At 62.5% G+C, this 14,918-nt stretch carries 16 protein-coding genes; 5 read left to right on the top strand and 11 right to left on the bottom strand.

Annotated features, from left to right (window positions below; all coding sequences use genetic code 11):
* Positions 1-6: 6 nt before the first annotated feature.
* From JL2886_RS12500 to JL2886_RS12525, 6 genes are all read right to left on the bottom strand, one after another.
* Positions 7-1,347, bottom strand: coding sequence for a lyase family protein (locus JL2886_RS12500; protein ID WP_065272306.1), 1,341 nt, complete (start codon positions 1,345-1,347; stop codon positions 7-9).
* Position 1,348: 1 nt separating this feature from the next.
* Positions 1,349-2,059: an alpha/beta fold hydrolase gene (locus JL2886_RS12505; protein ID WP_065272307.1), complete on the bottom strand. Its 711-nt coding sequence runs from the start codon at positions 2,057-2,059 to the stop codon at positions 1,349-1,351.
* Positions 2,052-2,843, bottom strand: coding sequence for a 3-oxoadipate enol-lactonase (pcaD, locus tag JL2886_RS12510; protein WP_065272308.1), 792 nt, complete (start codon positions 2,841-2,843; stop codon positions 2,052-2,054). The genes JL2886_RS12505 and pcaD overlap by 8 nt, the downstream gene beginning before the upstream one ends.
* Before the next feature lie 88 nt (positions 2,844-2,931).
* Positions 2,932-3,906, bottom strand: a complete 975-nt coding sequence (locus JL2886_RS12515; RefSeq protein WP_065272309.1) for a threonine ammonia-lyase — start codon at positions 3,904-3,906, stop codon at positions 2,932-2,934.
* Entirely contained in the window at positions 3,906-4,739 is an 834-nt protein-coding gene (locus JL2886_RS12520; RefSeq protein ID WP_065272310.1) for an alpha/beta fold hydrolase, read from the bottom strand. The genes JL2886_RS12515 and JL2886_RS12520 overlap by 1 nt, the downstream gene beginning before the upstream one ends.
* Positions 4,740-4,771: 32 nt before the next feature.
* Positions 4,772-5,458 (bottom strand): haloacid dehalogenase type II, encoded by a 687-nt coding sequence (locus tag JL2886_RS12525; RefSeq protein WP_065272311.1) that lies wholly within the window; start codon positions 5,456-5,458, stop codon positions 4,772-4,774.
* A 197-nt stretch (positions 5,459-5,655) separates the two neighbouring features.
* Between JL2886_RS12525 and JL2886_RS12530 the strand changes: the two genes are divergently transcribed.
* The 3 genes from JL2886_RS12530 (at position 5,656) to JL2886_RS12540 (ending at position 8,170) form a co-directional block, all read left to right on the top strand.
* Positions 5,656-6,084 (top strand): FKBP-type peptidyl-prolyl cis-trans isomerase, encoded by a 429-nt coding sequence (locus tag JL2886_RS12530; protein ID WP_065272312.1) that lies wholly within the window; start codon positions 5,656-5,658, stop codon positions 6,082-6,084.
* A 342-nt stretch (positions 6,085-6,426) separates the two neighbouring features.
* Complete coding sequence (locus JL2886_RS12535) at positions 6,427-7,494, top strand: NAD(P)H-dependent flavin oxidoreductase (protein ID WP_065272313.1); 1,068 nt, start codon at positions 6,427-6,429, stop codon at positions 7,492-7,494.
* Between the two features lie 64 nt (positions 7,495-7,558).
* Entirely contained in the window at positions 7,559-8,170 is a 612-nt protein-coding gene (locus tag JL2886_RS12540; protein WP_065272314.1) for a hypothetical protein, read from the top strand.
* 92 nt (positions 8,171-8,262) lie between these two features.
* Here JL2886_RS12540 and JL2886_RS12545 read toward each other — a convergent pair whose 3' ends face one another.
* From JL2886_RS12545 to fabA, 4 genes are all read right to left on the bottom strand, one after another.
* Positions 8,263-9,054 (bottom strand): enoyl-ACP reductase FabI, encoded by a 792-nt coding sequence (locus tag JL2886_RS12545; RefSeq protein WP_065272315.1) that lies wholly within the window; start codon positions 9,052-9,054, stop codon positions 8,263-8,265.
* A 7-nt stretch (positions 9,055-9,061) separates the two neighbouring features.
* Positions 9,062-10,291 (bottom strand): beta-ketoacyl-ACP synthase I, encoded by a 1,230-nt coding sequence (gene fabB / locus JL2886_RS12550; RefSeq protein ID WP_065272316.1) that lies wholly within the window; start codon positions 10,289-10,291, stop codon positions 9,062-9,064.
* Between the two features lie 159 nt (positions 10,292-10,450).
* Positions 10,451-11,665 (bottom strand): DUF4062 domain-containing protein, encoded by a 1,215-nt coding sequence (locus tag JL2886_RS12555; RefSeq protein ID WP_065272317.1) that lies wholly within the window; start codon positions 11,663-11,665, stop codon positions 10,451-10,453.
* A 266-nt stretch (positions 11,666-11,931) separates the two neighbouring features.
* Entirely contained in the window at positions 11,932-12,441 is a 510-nt protein-coding gene (fabA, locus tag JL2886_RS12560) for a bifunctional 3-hydroxydecanoyl-ACP dehydratase/trans-2-decenoyl-ACP isomerase (protein WP_065272318.1), read from the bottom strand.
* Positions 12,442-12,664: 223 nt separating this feature from the next.
* Here fabA and irrA point away from each other — a divergent pair, with 223 nt between their 5' ends.
* Positions 12,665-13,093: an iron response transcriptional regulator IrrA gene (gene irrA / locus JL2886_RS12565; RefSeq protein WP_065272319.1), complete on the top strand. Its 429-nt coding sequence runs from the start codon at positions 12,665-12,667 to the stop codon at positions 13,091-13,093.
* On the opposite strand, the gene JL2886_RS12570 is transcribed toward irrA, so the two are convergent.
* Positions 13,084-14,010 carry a LysR family transcriptional regulator gene (locus tag JL2886_RS12570; protein ID WP_065272320.1) on the bottom strand — a complete coding sequence of 309 codons (927 nt, stop codon included), beginning with the start codon at positions 14,008-14,010 and terminating at the stop codon, positions 13,084-13,086. The genes irrA and JL2886_RS12570 overlap by 10 nt on opposite strands.
* Positions 14,011-14,105: 95 nt before the next feature.
* On the opposite strand from JL2886_RS12570, the gene JL2886_RS12575 reads away from it, so the two are divergent.
* Positions 14,106-14,903 carry a phytanoyl-CoA dioxygenase family protein gene (locus JL2886_RS12575; RefSeq protein WP_065272321.1) on the top strand — a complete coding sequence of 266 codons (798 nt, stop codon included), beginning with the start codon at positions 14,106-14,108 and terminating at the stop codon, positions 14,901-14,903.
* Positions 14,904-14,918: the final 15 nt, after the last annotated feature.

Consider the following 14,918-nt stretch of genomic DNA (forward strand, 5'->3'; position numbering starts at 1 on the left):
TGCCGGTTAATTCTGGCCGCAGATTTCGGCGGCTTTTTCGGCAAAACGCAAGGCTTCCGCCGGGGCATGTCCCAGTTGCCGGGCAGGATCAAACAGCGCCTCAGTATCCAGATCGGCAAAGGTGCGCGCTGTAAGGATGCTAAGCGGTGTTGCGGTCTCGTTGGCCTCCAGGCAGAGCTTTTTGACGGCGGCCTGCGCCTCCGGTCGGGGCATTGTGGCGGCGAGGGCAAAGCTCAGCGCCTCGGCGTGGATCATGTCCAGACCGCTGGCGAGCGCTGCGCCCATGGCATCGGCGTTGGGGGTGATCCCGGCGCTCAGATCCTTGGCCATGGCGGCGGCGCTTGCGGCGCCCAGCACGATCTGTGGCAGGCACATCCATTCGGTGAACCAGGCGGCACCGTCGCGCTGATGCTGCTGCATGGCGGCGCCGTGCAGGACCGAGAGAAGCCCCGATCCCTGCCGCGCCAGCGCCACCAGCGCCGAGGGCGCAACCGGGTTCTGTTTCTGCGGCATGGTCGATGAGGCCCCGGCGCCGCCAAGGCGGATTTCCTGAATGCCGGTCTGCACCAGCGCGATGCAATCCTCACCCATCTTGCCAAGCGCCAGATTGACCCGCACCAGCCAGTCAGTGAGGCGAAGCACCGGGGTGCGGTCGCTGTGCCAGCTGCGTCCGGGATCGCCCAGAGACAGACCTTCGGCCAGGGCAGTGCGGATCTGCGGCGCCTCGGGCCCCAGCGCCCCGGCGGTTCCGGCAGCACCAGAGAGTGAGACCAGCAGGCAGGACTGGCGCAAGGCGGGCAGCTCTTCAAGAAGCGCGATCAGTGGCGCGCCCCAGGCGGAGACCACGGCGCCAAAACTGGTCGGGGTGGCATGCTGGCCATAGGTGCGGGCAGGCATCGGTAGCCCGGCATGGTCTTTGGCCAGCCGGGCCAGCGCCGTCAGTGCTGCTTTCAAATCGATTTCAACCGCCGTCAGAACCTGCCGCAGCCGCAGCATCAGGCCGGTGTCCATGATATCCTGCGAGGTGGCACCCCAATGCACGTATTGCGCATGTTCCGGCGCGTTCATCTCGCTGCGCAGGGCGGCGACCAGCGCGGGCACCGGCACGCCGTTCTGTCCGGTGGCCTTGCGCAGCGCACCGGGGTCCAAAGCGACTTCCATCACCGCTCGCTGGATGGCGGCGGCGCTGTCGGCGGGGATCACGCCCGCCGCGCCCTGCGCCTTGGCCAGCGCACCCTCGACCAGCAGCATGGCGCGGATTTCGGCGCTGTCGCTGAACAGGCGCGCAGCATCGCCCGCCGGGAAAAGATCGCCATAAAGCTGGCTGTCAAAGACCGATCCGGCCATGTCAGAGATCCTTTTCGATCTGGGTGAGCAGATCCGCCAGCGCATCCGGCGCGGCGAAGAACGGGGAATGAGAGGTCTGCATCACATGTACGCGGCTCTTGGGCCAGTCCTTGACCATATCGGCCTGATATTCCGGCGGAATGGTCTGGTCATTTGCACAGCGGATATAGGCCTTTGGCGTACCGTCCCAGTTGGCGCCAAGGGTCAGCGGCGTGTCCTGCGGGCGGATCGCCTGCGGGCAAAGACGTTCCAATGCGTAATCCACCGCCTCTTGCGGGCAATCGTGGTAGAACAGGCGCGGCACCTCGGCCGGGTCAACCGTGTAGCTGTTGCTGGCTTCGTCCTTGATCGCCGCATGGGCCAGCGTCTGGCGCGGGCCGCGCTTGCGCATGTCGATCATGGAAAGGCCCGAGACTGGCACATAGGCGCAGAGATAGATCAGCCCGCGCAGGCGGCTGGGGTCCTTTTCTGCGGCGGCCGAGATCGGAAAACCCGCCCAGGAATGGCCCAGCACGATGGTGTCCGGCCCGGCGGCCATCAGGATCGCCTCAGCGGTTTCCTCCAGCGTGACACTGGTCAGGTCGCGCCCGTCGTTGTGGCCGGGCAGGTCGATGGCGCGGGCGGTATGGCCGCGCGCCTCCAGCGCCGGGATCAGGTCGCGCCAGCACCAGGCGCCGTGGCAGGATCCGTGGATCAGCAGAAAGTCAGCCAATGTGTCCGATCTCCTTGAGGAAGGTGGTCAGCCGTTCGGTGTATTCATCGGGCTTTTCGACGCAAGGGATGTGGCCCGCGCGGCGGATCAGGTGGAATTGCGATCCGGGGATCAGATCGACGGTTTCGCGCACCAGATCGGGCGGGGTAGAGCCATCCTCGGCCCCGGCAAAGCCAAGGCAGGGGAGGCGCAAGCCGCTGGTGGGGGTGTAGAAATCGGTGCCCGCGATGGCGGCGCAGCAACCTGCGTAACCGGCGCGCGATTGCTGCACCAGCATGTTGCGCCAGAGGGTGAGTTCGGGTGTGGCGCGGAAATCCTTGCCGAACCAGCGCTCCATCACGTTGTCCGCCAGCGCCTCGATGCCCTGTTCCTCGACCGCCTTGATCCGTTCCTGCCACATCTCGGCGGTGCCGATCTTGGCGGCGGTGTTCGACAGTACCAGCGCGCGCACCTGATCGAGCCGTTTTACGGCCAGCCCCTGTGCGATCATGCCGCCGATAGAGAGACCGACAAAGACGCAGTCGCGCACATTGAGATGATCCAGGAGCCGCTCGGCATCGCGTACCAGCGCCCCCATGGAATAGGGAGCGGGCGGAACGGTGGACAGACCATGCCCGCGCTTGTCATAGCGGATCACCTTCAGACCCGCAGGCAGGCGTTCGACCACCGCGTCCCAGACCCTGAGGTCGGTGCCCAGAGAGTTGGCAAAAACGATGGGCGCGCCGTCCGGATCGCCGTCGACACGGTAGTGCAGCTGGACATCGCCCAGATCCGCGATTTGCATGATATCTCTCCCCGTCACGTTTGCGGCGCACCATATCCGCGAAGGCACGGGAAGGTAAAGCAAAGGTCGGGGAGGGACGGGTGCCGCCTTAGGCGTGCTGCTCCAGTGCGCGGATGAACATCGCGGGATCCACATTGCCGCCGGTGGCCACGGCGATCACCGCATCGCCTTGGATCTCATCCCCGTGGAACAGTGCCGCGGCAAGGGCAGCAGCGCCGCCCGGCTCGACAACGATCTTCAGCCGCAGGAAGGCCAGCGCCATGGCGCGCAGGGCTTCATCCTCGGTGATGACAATGCCGGGGCCGCAAAGGCGCGACAGGATGGGAAAGGTGATTTCCCCCGGCGCAGGCGTCAGGATGGCATCGCAGATGGAGCCGGAGGTGGCGGGATTGCTTTCGACTTGCCCGCTTGAGAGCGACCGGGCCACGTCGTCAAAGCCTTCGGGTTCGGCGGGACGTACCCGCAGACCGGGCGCGCGGGCCTCCAGCGCCAGCGCCACGCCGCCGGTCAGACCGCCGCCACCGCAGCAGACCAGCACATCGCCCGAGGTGACGCCTTCGGCAGCGGCCTGCTCTGCGATCTCCAGACCAACGGTGCCCTGACCGGCGATCACCTGCGGGTCGTCATAGGGTTTGACCAGCGTCAGGCCGCGGGTCTTCTCGTAATGCGCGCCGATCTCTTCGCGGCTTTCGCCTGCACGGTCATAAAGCACCACCTCGGCGCCAAGGGCGCGGGTGTTGTCGATCTTCAGCTGCGGCGCGTCAGAGGGCATGATGATCACGGCAGGGACGCCATGGGCCTGCGCGGCGGCTGCGACACCCTGCGCATGATTGCCACTGGAATAGGCCAGCACGCCACGTTTGCGGGTGTCCTCGTCCATTGCCGAGAGCGCTGCCCAGCCGCCCCGGAACTTGAACGATCCAGTGTGTTGCAGGCATTCGGGTTTGACCAGCAGGCGACGGCCCGCAACCTCGTCGAGGAAGGGCGAGGAGAGCAGCGGTGTCTTGCGGGCGTGGCCATCAAGCCGCTGGGCAGCGGCTTCGATCATGGAAATGGAAGTCATCAAATCTGGTCCAATACGGAATGAATAAGGGTGAGGGCAGCCGGTTCGTCCAGAAACGGGACATGGCCGCGATTGTCCAGCTCTACCGCCTGCAGGGCAGGCAGGCGGCGCTGCATTTCAAGATAGGTCTCATGGCTCAGCACATCGGAATTGGCGCCCCGGATTGCGCCGCAGGGCAGCCCCTCGAGCGCCATGAACAGCGGCCAAAGATCGGGGGGCGGGCCAGCCTTGGCCTGCTCCAGCAGCGCATCGCGCAGGCGTGGATCATAGCGCAAGGCAAGGCCATCCGGCGTTTCGTCGTAGAAGACTTCGACCTCCTCGCGCCAGCGGGCGGGCGGCACGTCGGGGAAGGCGGGTGCCATCAAAGCCGCCAGAGTTTGCGCAGCCTTATCATAGGTTTTTGCAGCGGGGCGGCGACCGACGTATTCCATGATGCGGGCAATGCCACCTTGAGGGATTTCCGGTCCCACATCGTTCAGCACCACGGCGCTAAGGCGGTCCTTTGCGGTGGCGGCCAGCACCATGGCCACCATTCCCCCACGTGAGGTGCCGAGGATCGCGGCCTGTTCCAGGCCTAAGTGATCCATCAGTTCGGTCACATCCTGCGCCTCGCGCATGACGTTGTAATTGGCGATCTTAGGGTCGGGGTCCGATTGCCCGCGCCCGCGCGCATCCAGCGTGATCATCCGGTAGCGTGCGCCATGCGGTGCGAAATAGCGGAAGTCCTGCCCATCGCGGGTAAGGCCCGGCAAGCAGATCAGCGGCAGGGCCTTACCCTGCGCGCTGTCGGTGTAGTGGAGCGACAGCCCATCCGAAGTGGTGAAATTTGGCATCGGTGCGATGTGCTCCTTTGGGATTGAGGGGATCAGCCCTTGGCGATGTCCGGGATCGTGGTGAGATCATTCAGCACGTGCTGCGGCGTCCAGGGCAGGCGGTCCATCGGTTCTCCGGCGCGGTTGACCCAGACGGTTTCGAAGCCGTAACCGCTGGCCGCCGCCGCGTCCCAGCCGTTGGAGGAGACGAAGAGCACCTCGGACGATGCGCAGTCAAAGCGTTTGCCGACCAGATCGTAGACGCTGGAATGCGGCTTGAAGACGCCGACGCTTTCGACCGACAGGAGATCGTCCAGAACCGCGCCCACTCCGGCGGATTGCACGCATCCTTCAAGCATCCCGGGCGAGCCGTTGGACAGGATGGCCGTGTTGAAACCGGCCTCTTTCAGCGCTGTGAGCATGGCGGGCACCTCGGGGTAGGCTTGAAGTTCCCAGTAGAGCGCCAGCAGACGCTCGCGCAGGGCGTCATCTCCGGCCAGACCGGCGGCCTCCAGCGACCAGTCCAGCCCGTTCTGGGTGACCTCCCAGAAATCGGTATGGGCGCCTGTCACCGCACGCAGCCAGGTATATTGGATCTGCTTCTGGCGCCAGTTGGCGGCCAGAGTTGCCCAAGTGCCCTGAAGCTGCGGGAAGTCCGGCTCGGCCGCGGCCTGCCGGGCGGCGGCGGCAACATCGAACAGGGTGCCATAGGCGTCGAATACACAGGTGGTGATGGGCATGGGGTCCTCCGTTGCCGCGACTTTGTCATAGGAGGCAGCTTGGAACAAAGCGGGAAGTTGTACCTGTCACAATTGCGCGAGGGTGCCCGGATGGCGGTCAAATATTGTCTCTGCTGCGGTCCGGGCCGTGGGTTTACATCACAAACAGGTCCTGTAGGGTCCGGCCCTTTAGATTCTGAACACGAACTGGAGGTCACATGACCGAGGTAAAGAATGGCGACACCGTGCGCATCCACTACACGGGCCGACTGACGGATGGGACCGTTTTTGACAGCTCCGAAGGGCGTGATCCGCTGGAGTTCACCGTTGGCGCCGGTCACGTGATCGGCGGCATGGATGCCGGTCTGCCGGGCATGGTCGCGGGCGACAAGAAGACGCTCGAGATCGCCTGTGATGACGCATACGGTCCGTCCAACCCTGACGCACGTCAGGCGATCCCGCGCGAAGGTATTCCGGATGACATCCCGCTGGAGCCGGGCACGCAGCTGCAGATGCAGACCCCGGAAGGCCAGGTCCTGCCGGTAACCGTGGTCGAAGCGGACGAAGCGACGGTTACGCTTGATGCCAACCATCCGCTGGCGGGCAAGGATTTGATTTTCGATATCGAGCTGGTGTCGATCAACTGATCTGCGAATTATTCTGCAAGGCGGGGTTCTCCCGCCCGAAAAGGCCGGATCCCAGATCCGGCCTTTTCCGTTGGGCCCGTTCCGTCGGAGTGGCGCCGCTGCGCGGCGCGAAGGACGGCTGAGAGGCGCCAAAGGGAGGGCTTTGCCCCTCCTTTGGGCGCCAGAGCCAGTTTGTGTGCGGCCAGAGCCGCCTCAAGGGCAAGCCGCACCTAGGGTGCGGCGGCTGCGCCGCCCTTGACCCGGCTCCGGCCAAAGGGGGGATGGGCGTTTCGCTTTCTCTACTTGCATGGGCATGAAACTGCGGCTTTGCTGGCCGAGGGGCAAAACAGGGAGACATATGGCATGGCTGCAACGGAGCTTATCCGGGCACTGAACCTTGAGGTGCCGATCTTTCAGGCGCCGATGGCGGGGGTCAGCTCTCCTGCCATGGCGGCGGCGGTCAGCAATGCAGGCGGGCTTGGCGCGCTGGGCATCGGCGCCTCTGGAGTGGCGCAAGCGCGGGAGATGATCCGCCAGACGCGGGCGCTGACTGCGCGGCCATTCAACGTCAATGTTTTCTGCCACCGGCCCGCTGTGCCGGATCCGGCGCGGGAGGCGGCCTGGCTGGATCTGCTCGCCCCGGTCTTTGCCCGGTTCGATGCGGAGGCGCCAGCGGCCTTGAGCGAAATATATACCAGCTTTGTGGTGGACAGGGACATGCAGGAGATGCTGCTGGCAGAGCGCCCGGCGGTGGTCAGCTTTCATTTCGGCCTGCCTGCGCTGGATGTGATCCTGGCACTGAAAGAGGCGGGTATCTTTCTGATGGCGAGCGCCACATCGTTGGCGGAGGCGCGTGCGATCCGCGACGCCGGGGTGCAGGCGGTGGTGGCGCAGGGCTGGGAAGCGGGCGGCCATCGCGGCATCTTCGACCCCGCAGCCCCGGATGAAAGGTTGAGTTCCCTTGATCTGACGCGGCTGCTGGTGGCGGAGGTTGACCGGCCGGTGGTGACAGCAGGCGGGCTGATGACGGGGGGCGATATCGCAGCGGCACTGCGTTTGGGAGCCTCGGCGGCGCAGCTGGGCACCGCCTTCATCGATTGTAGCGAAAGCCTGGCAGATGGTGCGTACCGCGCCCGGCTGCATTCGAAAGCGGCGGAGGCCACCCAGATGACATCGGCGATTTCAGGCCGCCCGGCCCGTTGCCTCGCCAACGATTTCACCGCATGGGCGGCAGAGCACTCAGACGCGGCTGTTCCGGACTATCCGATCGCCTATGATGCGGGAAAGGCGCTGAATGCGGAGGCTAACTCGGCCGGGGCCTCCGGGTTTGGCGCGCAATGGGCAGGCCAAGGCGCGCCGCGCGCCCGCAGCGGTTCGGCGTCGGATATCATGGCAGCGCTGATTGCCGAATGGCGGGTGGCCACGGCATAGTTCAGCAGGGGCGAAACAGAGCGCGGTCCGCGCGCCGGTGTAACGAGCAGATGGAGGGTATGAGATGAGCACGCGAATGGAGGATCTGCTGGCCCGGATGCGGGAGCTGCAGGACGAGCTGGAGGATGAAATCGCCGACAAGCGCGCCGCGTTTCAGTACAAGCTGGAGAACGGCCGCATCGTCTGGGAGGAAGAGGCCCGCCGTCGTCACCGGGCTTTGCGGGTGCGCTGGCTACGCTTTCTTGCCTACACACGGCCGATGGTGCTGATCACCGCCCCTTTCATCTATGCGCTGATCGTGCCCTTCGTGCTGCTGGACCTCTTCGTGCTTGTCTATCAGGCCGCCTGTTTCCCGGTTTACGGTATCCCAAAGGTGCCGAGGCGCGATTTTATCCGGATGGACCGGCACCATCTGGCCTATCTCAACGGGGTGCAGAAACTGAATTGCATCTACTGCGGGTATTGCAACGGGGTGATCGCCTGGGTGCGTGAAGTTGCCAGCCGCACCGAAGCCTATTGGTGCCCGATCAAGCATGCCGCGCGGGTTGCAGGGGCCCACGCGCGCTATGCCGAGTTTTCCGAATTCGGAGATGGCGAGGGGTTCGAGGCAGGATTGGCGCGCTCCCGCCGTAAGGTTCAAGAGAAGGATGGCCCGGACGAGGCTGACGGAGGGTGAGCCGTTTGGGATCGCGCCTGCCATAAAAGAAAAACGGGCGTCCGGTGAGGGCGCCCGTTTTTCCATTGTGAAGGATGCAGCTTGTGGGAACCTTAGAGGTTTTCCTGCTGCGGCATACCAAGGATATGAAAGCCACCATCGACACGGATGACCTCACCCGTTGTATAGGCGCCCGCATCCGAGGCCAGATAGACGGCGGTGCCGCCCACAGCTTCAAGCGTTGCGTTTGACCGCAAGGGCGCGTTCTGTTCGGTGTGCTTGTAGGTCTTGCGCGCCCCGCCAATAGCGGCGCCGGCGAGGGTCTTCATCGGGCCGGGCGAGATCGCGTTGACGCGGATGCCATCGGGGCCAAGGTCATTGGCCAGATAACGGGTGGCGCTTTCCAATGCGGCCTTGGCAACGCCCATCACGTTGTAGTTCGGGGTCACCCGGTTGGAGCCGCCATAGGTCAGCGTCAGCAAGGTGCCACCGTTCTCCTCCATCATCGGATAGGCGCGGCGCGCCACCTCGATGAAGGAATAGGCGGAGATATCCATGGAGTTCTTGAAGTTCGCGCGGCTGGTGTTGATGAACCGGCCGGTCAGCTCTGTCTTGTCCGAATAGGCAATCGCGTGCACCACAAAATCGATCGTCGGCCAGCGCGCTGCGAGCTGTTCGAATGCGGTGTCGAGCGAGGCATCGTCGGTCACATCCACATCAACCATGAAATCGCTGCCGACAGAGGCCGCGAGCGGTTCCAGCCGCTTGCCAAAGGCTTCACCCTGATAGGTGAAGGCCAGCTCGGCTCCGGCCTCGTGCATCGCCTTGGCGATGCCCCAGGCGATGGAACGTTCGTTGGCCACGCCCATGATCAGGCCCCGTTTGCCGGTCAAAACTCCAGACATGACGCGCTTATCCCTTGTACTTGCTCAGAACCATGGAGCCGTTAGTGCCCCCAAACCCAAAACTGTTGGTCATCACGCTGTCCAGACCGGCGTTCTCCACATAGGAGGTGGCGATTTCGCCCTCTTCGATGCCTTCGGACAGGGTTTCGACGTTGATCGACGGGGTGATGAAATCGTTTTCCAGCATCAGAAGGCAGAAGATCGCCTCCATCGCTCCGGCAGCCCCCTGGGCGTGGCCTGTCATCGACTTGGTCGAGGAAATCGGCGGCACCTGGCCTGCGCCAAAGACGCGGCGGGCGGCTTCGACTTCGCCAAGGTCGCCAACCGGGGTCGAGGTGCCATGGGCGTTGATATAGGAGACCTTGCGGCCCTCGGGCAGGGTGGACAGGGCCAGACGCATGGCGCGCTCGCCGCCTTCACCGCTGGGGGCCACCATGTCGTGCCCGTCCGAGGTAGCAGCAAAACCGGTGACCTCGGCATAGATCTTGGCACCGCGCGCCAGCGCGTGATCGAGATCTTCCAGCACCACGATGCCGCCGCCGCCGGTGATCACGAAACCATCGCGGTTCTGGTCAAAGGCGCGCGAGGCCTTTTCGGGCGTGTCATTGTATTTCGAGGACATCGCGCCCATCGCGTCGAACAGGCAGGACAGGGTCCAGTCCAGCTCTTCGGCGCCACCGGCGAACATCACGTCCTGCTTGCCCATCATGATCTGCTCGGCGGCGCTGCCGATGCAGTGCAGCGAAGTGGAGCAGGCCGAGGTGATGGAATAGTTGATGCCCTTGATCTTGAACGCGGTCGACAGGTTCGCGGAGATCGTGGAGGACATGCATTTCGGAACCGCGAAAGGCCCGATCCGCTTGGTCGCGCCGGTTTTCAGAACGGTCTGATGCGCGGCCAGCAGGGACGAGGTCGACGGTCCGCCGGACCCTGCAATGAGACCGGTGCGGTCGTTGACGATCTGATCTTCGGAAAGGCCGGAATCAGCGATCGCCTGTTGCATGGCGATATGGGCATAGGCAGCCCCTGGCCCCATGAAGCGCAGGGTGCGCTTGTCCACATGTTCGGCAGGATCGATTTTCAGCGTGCCGGCCACCTGGCTGCGAAAGCCGTGTTCGGCCATTTCAGGGCTGGCTACGATACCGGATTTCCCGGCCTTGAGCGATGCAAGAACCTCTTCGGCTGTGTTGCCGATCGAGGAGACGATGCCAAGACCGGTGACGACGACGCGACGCATAGGTGCACTCCCTTAATAGCTTTTGTCTTACTAGGCCGTGCAGGGCATGGGTGCAAGATGGGTTGGGGGGGGTGAGCGAGAGCAAGAACCAGATCTTAGCGAGGCCGGTGCCGGGTAAGTTCCTTAAACAGTCTAACGGTGTTGCGGGACATTCCGCCATCACTGGAGCGTTTCATGGTCGGATCCTACAGACAAAATCGCGGCCAGTGCCGTATCAACACTCTTTGATGCGTCCGACAGAAAGTCCAAGAGATCAATCGTTGCTGCACGTACGCGCCGCTTGCCTTGGTTAAGCTTGGAAGTCATTCTAGGTATTGATGTTATTGATTCCTGAAAACTGGAGACTTGTCCGTGAACGGTGTTCAAAACTGATTTAATAGAGGTAAGTTCGCGAGTAAGTCCTGTTATATCCTGCTGGTTGCTCAGACCATCCTGGCTTGAGATCAGGATCGCATGTTGCATTCCGCTTATGGCTGAGGAAAAGTAACGCCTCGCATCCGGAATGCGAGTGTCAAGAACCCCCGCATACCGCTGCATTTCGTTTGCTGTTTCCTCTATTATTGCTTTGGCCACCCTCTGATCTCTGCGAGCGTCTCCGGTGGATTGCAGATTTTCTATTTCACTTGTTTTGTCTGTTAAGTGAAGGCCAAATGCCTCAGTTTCTTGGGCCATAGTATTCAGCGTGTCTGTGAAGTTATCGAGTGCCTCAAAAACAATTTCGGATAAATCAAACAGGCCAATGTCTTCATCGAACAAAATTGGCTCACTTTCGGAGTTCGCCGTATCCGAAATGCCGTTCTTTTCGGTGGTCTCAGGAGCGTTGGGTGAGTTTTCAATCGCGTCGGCGTGAGCAAGGCGATCTATTGCTTGCGTCAGTGCGGCTACTACGAGAGTCTTTAAGCTATCGTGGCTGTCAAAGTCACTGTAGATTCCGAGGCTGCTGATTTTCTCCTTGAACTCAGCTACCTTCAAAAACTGTTCTGCTTCTATGGGAGCTTCTGATTTTCTCGGGTCTTTGAAGTACATTAAAATTTCTGGACCGTTTTTTCCGTTCTTTTTTCTGCCGTAGGCGTTAAAGAACTCTTCTTCCGTTCCTGACTTGTATTTCTCGGTTTCTCTCCCGAAACGGCTGCACAGTATTCCGATGAATATGTCATATTCATCGCCGACTTGAGTGTTGATTATTTCTTGTGGGTGATTTCCAATTTGTGAAACCACGTTTTGTTCCCAGCGGATAGGCCTAAGTAAAAATCCTGATTTTAAGCCGGTAACTTGGTTGACTAGATCCAAGGCATCCTGAACTACGTCGCGTTCCGCAGAAACATCAGATGGGGAGGAGATAAATACTTCGTAAATTTTTATGTCTTTTGCCATATTTCACCTTATGGTATAGTGATGATTCTTTTTAAGTGGTCGTCTCGACATTCACAAGTCACACCGACGTTGGGACGTATTCAGGGCGGCTGTGTCAACGCTCAGAGTGTCGCTTCTGCTCGTCTTACCGGTGTCTGGGTTTTGTATTTGGTTGTGGCCTTCCGGTCCCCAAGCTGGCTGAGCGTGTACTTTTCCAAAAAAAAGAGGCCCCGCGGGGCCTCCTGATCGTCTAACCTGATTGTGACTGGGGTCAGCCGTCGCGGGCCTCAGCCCTCGCTCAGAACCACCCGCATGTCCTTGACCTGATAGATCTCTTCGCCATCGGCCTCCACCGTGCCGTCGGCAACGCCCATGGTCAGGCGGCGGGTCTGCATCGCCTTTTTGAAATCCACCTTGTAGGTCAGCATCTTGCGGTCGGGGCGGACCATGCCGGTTAGCTTCACTTCGCCGACGCCCACGGCCATGCCCCGGCCCTTCCAGCCGCGCCAGCCGAGGTTAAAGCCGGTGAGCTGCCACAACCCGTCCAGACCCAGACAACCGGGCATGATCGGGTTGCCGGGGAAGTGGCATTCGAAGAACCACAGGTCCGGGGTGATGTCGAATTCCGCAAGGATGTGGCCCTTGCCGTGGCTGCCGCCGTCGGCGCTCACTTCGGTGATGCGGTCCATCATCAGCATCGGCGGCGCGGGCAGCTGGGCATTGCCCGGGCCGAACAGCTCGCCTCGGGCGCATTTCAGCAAATCTTCTTTGTCAAAGCTGCTCGGGTAGTCGGCCATGCTGGCGGTGCTCCTGCTGAGGTGTCTGTTTTCAATCTGGCCTCCTGTAGCATCGGCCCTGCGGGTCCTGCAAGGGTTCTGCATCTGTCCCGTCCATGTGCTGCCCATGTGCTGCGGGGGCTTTGCGCGGGGCGCGGTGCAAGACGCCGCAGGGGAATCCATTTGAAAATCCCCCCCCGTTGCCCCTATATATACGGTCAGCAACGCGAGGCAGGATCTGCACATGACGCCAAACAGCGAAGATCTGGCAACCAACTGGCTGGGACAGGCCGGTCTGCGCCCGACCCGGCAACGGGTGGCGCTGGCTGAACTGCTGGTCGGGGATGGCAAGCATCGCCATGTCACCGCCGAAAGCCTGTTCGAAGCCGCCAAGGACAAGGGCGCGGCCGTGTCGCTGGCCACCGTCTACAACACGTTGCGCGCCTTTTGCGAGGCGGGCGTGCTGCAGGAGATCACGGTGGACGGGTCGAAAAGCTATTTCGACACCAACACCCATGACCACCCGCATTACTACTGGGAGCAGGAAGGCCGCGTCAGCGATGCGCCCTCGGATCAGCTGGTGATCCAGAGCCTGCCCGAGGCGCCCGAAGGCATGGAGATCGCATCGGTCGATGTGGTGGTCCGCCTGCGCAAGAAGGCCGATCACGGCTGATCGTCTGATTCTCTTTCCGTAGCGTCCTTTTTGAATGCCTGCGTCAGCGCAGGCATCGCCCGCGCGGTGAGCGAGTTCGGCGCCGGGTCTGCGTGGCAGGTCAGCACGACTGGCTCCACCGCCTGCGGCGCGGCCAGCGGGCGGGCGATCAGTGGCAGTCCTTCATAGCTGTGATCCGATTGCGGCAGGCTGTAGGCCAGCCCGATGCCTTCGCCGCTGGCGGCTAGGCTGCGCAAAAGTTCCAGAGAGGCGGCGCGATGGGCGATGGCGGGCACCAGCCCTGCGCCGCGAAACAGCCGCATCATATGAGCAATCGACAAGCCTTCGCGCGACAGGATCAGCGGCTGGCTCGCGAGGTCGTCAAGGCTGACCTCAGCCCGGGCGGCCAGCGCATGATCCGGCGGCATCAGCGCCTGTGGCGTGACGCGATAAAGCTCCTGCCGGGTGAAGCTGGAATCAAGCCCCAGATCCCAGGTCAGCGCCAGATCGCAGGCGCCGGACAGCTGCGCTGCGATCAGATCCTCGAAATCGCTCTCCAACAGGTCCAGCTCCACCCCCGGCAGGGTCTGGCGCAGCACCCGCAGGGCGCGCGGCAGCAGAAAAGGCGCAAGATCACGGAAACATCCGAGCACCAGCCGTCCCTGCGGTGCAGCACCGGTGCCCGCGTGTTCCAGCCGCGCGGCCTCCGACAACAGCGCCTCGGCTGCGGTGACAAACTCGCGCCCTTGCGGCGTCAGTGCCAGCGCCGCGCCTTTTCTGCGCAGGAACAATACCCGGCCCAGATGTGCCTCGATCCGGGCCAGCGCGGCGGACAGGGCGGGCTGGCTGACATGCAGCGCCGACGCCGCACCCGACAGGCTGCCGTGGCGGGCGATGGCGGTGACATATTCATAGTGGCGCAGAGTGAGGTATAACATGTTCCGAAGGGTATATTAGAAAGATATGATTTGAAATTATGTTCTAGCCAGATCAACTTTGCCAGCAGCAAGACGTCCAATAAGGGAGACGAAAGATGGTGCATCCGCTGATCACCGAAGAGCAGGTCGAAGCCTACCAGCGCGACGGGGTGGTGATGATCAAGGGCCTGTTCAAGGATCAGGTCGATCTGCTGCGAAAGGGGGTAGAGGCCAATATGGCAGAGCCGGGCCCCTATGCGTCCAACAACGAAAAGAAGGGCCAGACCGGGCGTTTCTTTGACGACTACTGCAACTGGACACGGATTTCCGAGTTTGACGAAGCGATCAAGGCCTCGCCAGTGGCCGAGGTTGCGGCCGATCTGATGCGCTCTGACCGGGTGCAGATGTTCCACGATCACGTGCTGGTCAAGGAACCGGGCACCTCGATGGCCACGCCCTGGCACCAGGATGGCCCCTATTACTTTGTCGAGGGCCAGCAGACGATCAGCTTCTGGTCGCCGCTGGATCCCGTGCGGGAGGCGTCGCTGCGCTGCGTCGCCGGATCGCATGCCTGGGAAAAGGAAGTGCTGCCCACCCGCTGGGTCTCGGAAGAGGGGTTCTTTGCCGACGAGGGCCAGTACATGCCGGTGCCCGATCCCGATGCCGAAGGCATGCGGGTCATGGAGTGGGAGATGGAGCCCGGCGACGCCGTTGCCTTCAACTATCGCACGCTGCATGGCGCGCGCGGTAATACCGCAGATCAGCGCCGCCGTGCCTTTTCCCTGCGGCTGGTGGGCGACGATGCACGTTATGTCGAACGCCCCGGCCCGACCTCACCGCCGTTTCCGGGGCATGACATGCAGCCGGGCCAGCGCCTGCGCGAGGATTGGTTCCCGGTGCTGTTGCAGCGGTAGCAAGACTGGCCCCGA

Source organism: Phaeobacter gallaeciensis, assembly GCF_001678945.1.
GTDB classification, from domain to species: Bacteria; Pseudomonadota; Alphaproteobacteria; order Rhodobacterales; family Rhodobacteraceae; genus Phycobacter; species Phycobacter gallaeciensis_A.

What these genes read in the sequence shown, in the direction of transcription:
- JL2886_RS12500 (WP_065272306.1), bottom strand. Translation starts at nt 1,347, where the DNA reads ATGGCCGGATCGGTCTTTGACAGCCAGCTTTATGGCGATCTTTTCCCG.
- pcaD (WP_065272308.1), bottom strand. Translation starts at nt 2,843, where the DNA reads ATGCAAATCGCGGATCTGGGCGATGTCCAGCTGCACTACCGTGTCGAC.
- JL2886_RS12515 (WP_065272309.1), bottom strand. Translation starts at nt 3,906, where the DNA reads ATGACTTCCATTTCCATGATCGAAGCCGCTGCCCAGCGGCTTGATGGC.
- JL2886_RS12520 (WP_065272310.1), bottom strand. Translation starts at nt 4,739, where the DNA reads ATGCCAAATTTCACCACTTCGGATGGGCTGTCGCTCCACTACACCGAC.
- JL2886_RS12525 (WP_065272311.1), bottom strand. Translation starts at nt 5,458, where the DNA reads ATGCCCATCACCACCTGTGTATTCGACGCCTATGGCACCCTGTTCGAT.
- JL2886_RS12530 (WP_065272312.1), top strand. Translation starts at nt 5,656, where the DNA reads ATGACCGAGGTAAAGAATGGCGACACCGTGCGCATCCACTACACGGGC.
- JL2886_RS12535 (WP_065272313.1), top strand. Translation starts at nt 6,427, where the DNA reads ATGGCTGCAACGGAGCTTATCCGGGCACTGAACCTTGAGGTGCCGATC.
- JL2886_RS12540 (WP_065272314.1), top strand. Translation starts at nt 7,559, where the DNA reads ATGAGCACGCGAATGGAGGATCTGCTGGCCCGGATGCGGGAGCTGCAG.
- JL2886_RS12545 (WP_065272315.1), bottom strand. Translation starts at nt 9,054, where the DNA reads ATGTCTGGAGTTTTGACCGGCAAACGGGGCCTGATCATGGGCGTGGCC.
- fabB (WP_065272316.1), bottom strand. Translation starts at nt 10,291, where the DNA reads ATGCGTCGCGTCGTCGTCACCGGTCTTGGCATCGTCTCCTCGATCGGC.
- JL2886_RS12555 (WP_065272317.1), bottom strand. Translation starts at nt 11,665, where the DNA reads ATGGCAAAAGACATAAAAATTTACGAAGTATTTATCTCCTCCCCATCT.
- fabA (WP_065272318.1), bottom strand. Translation starts at nt 12,441, where the DNA reads ATGGCCGACTACCCGAGCAGCTTTGACAAAGAAGATTTGCTGAAATGC.
- irrA (WP_065272319.1), top strand. Translation starts at nt 12,665, where the DNA reads ATGACGCCAAACAGCGAAGATCTGGCAACCAACTGGCTGGGACAGGCC.
- JL2886_RS12570 (WP_065272320.1), bottom strand. Translation starts at nt 14,010, where the DNA reads ATGTTATACCTCACTCTGCGCCACTATGAATATGTCACCGCCATCGCC.
- JL2886_RS12575 (WP_065272321.1), top strand. Translation starts at nt 14,106, where the DNA reads ATGGTGCATCCGCTGATCACCGAAGAGCAGGTCGAAGCCTACCAGCGC.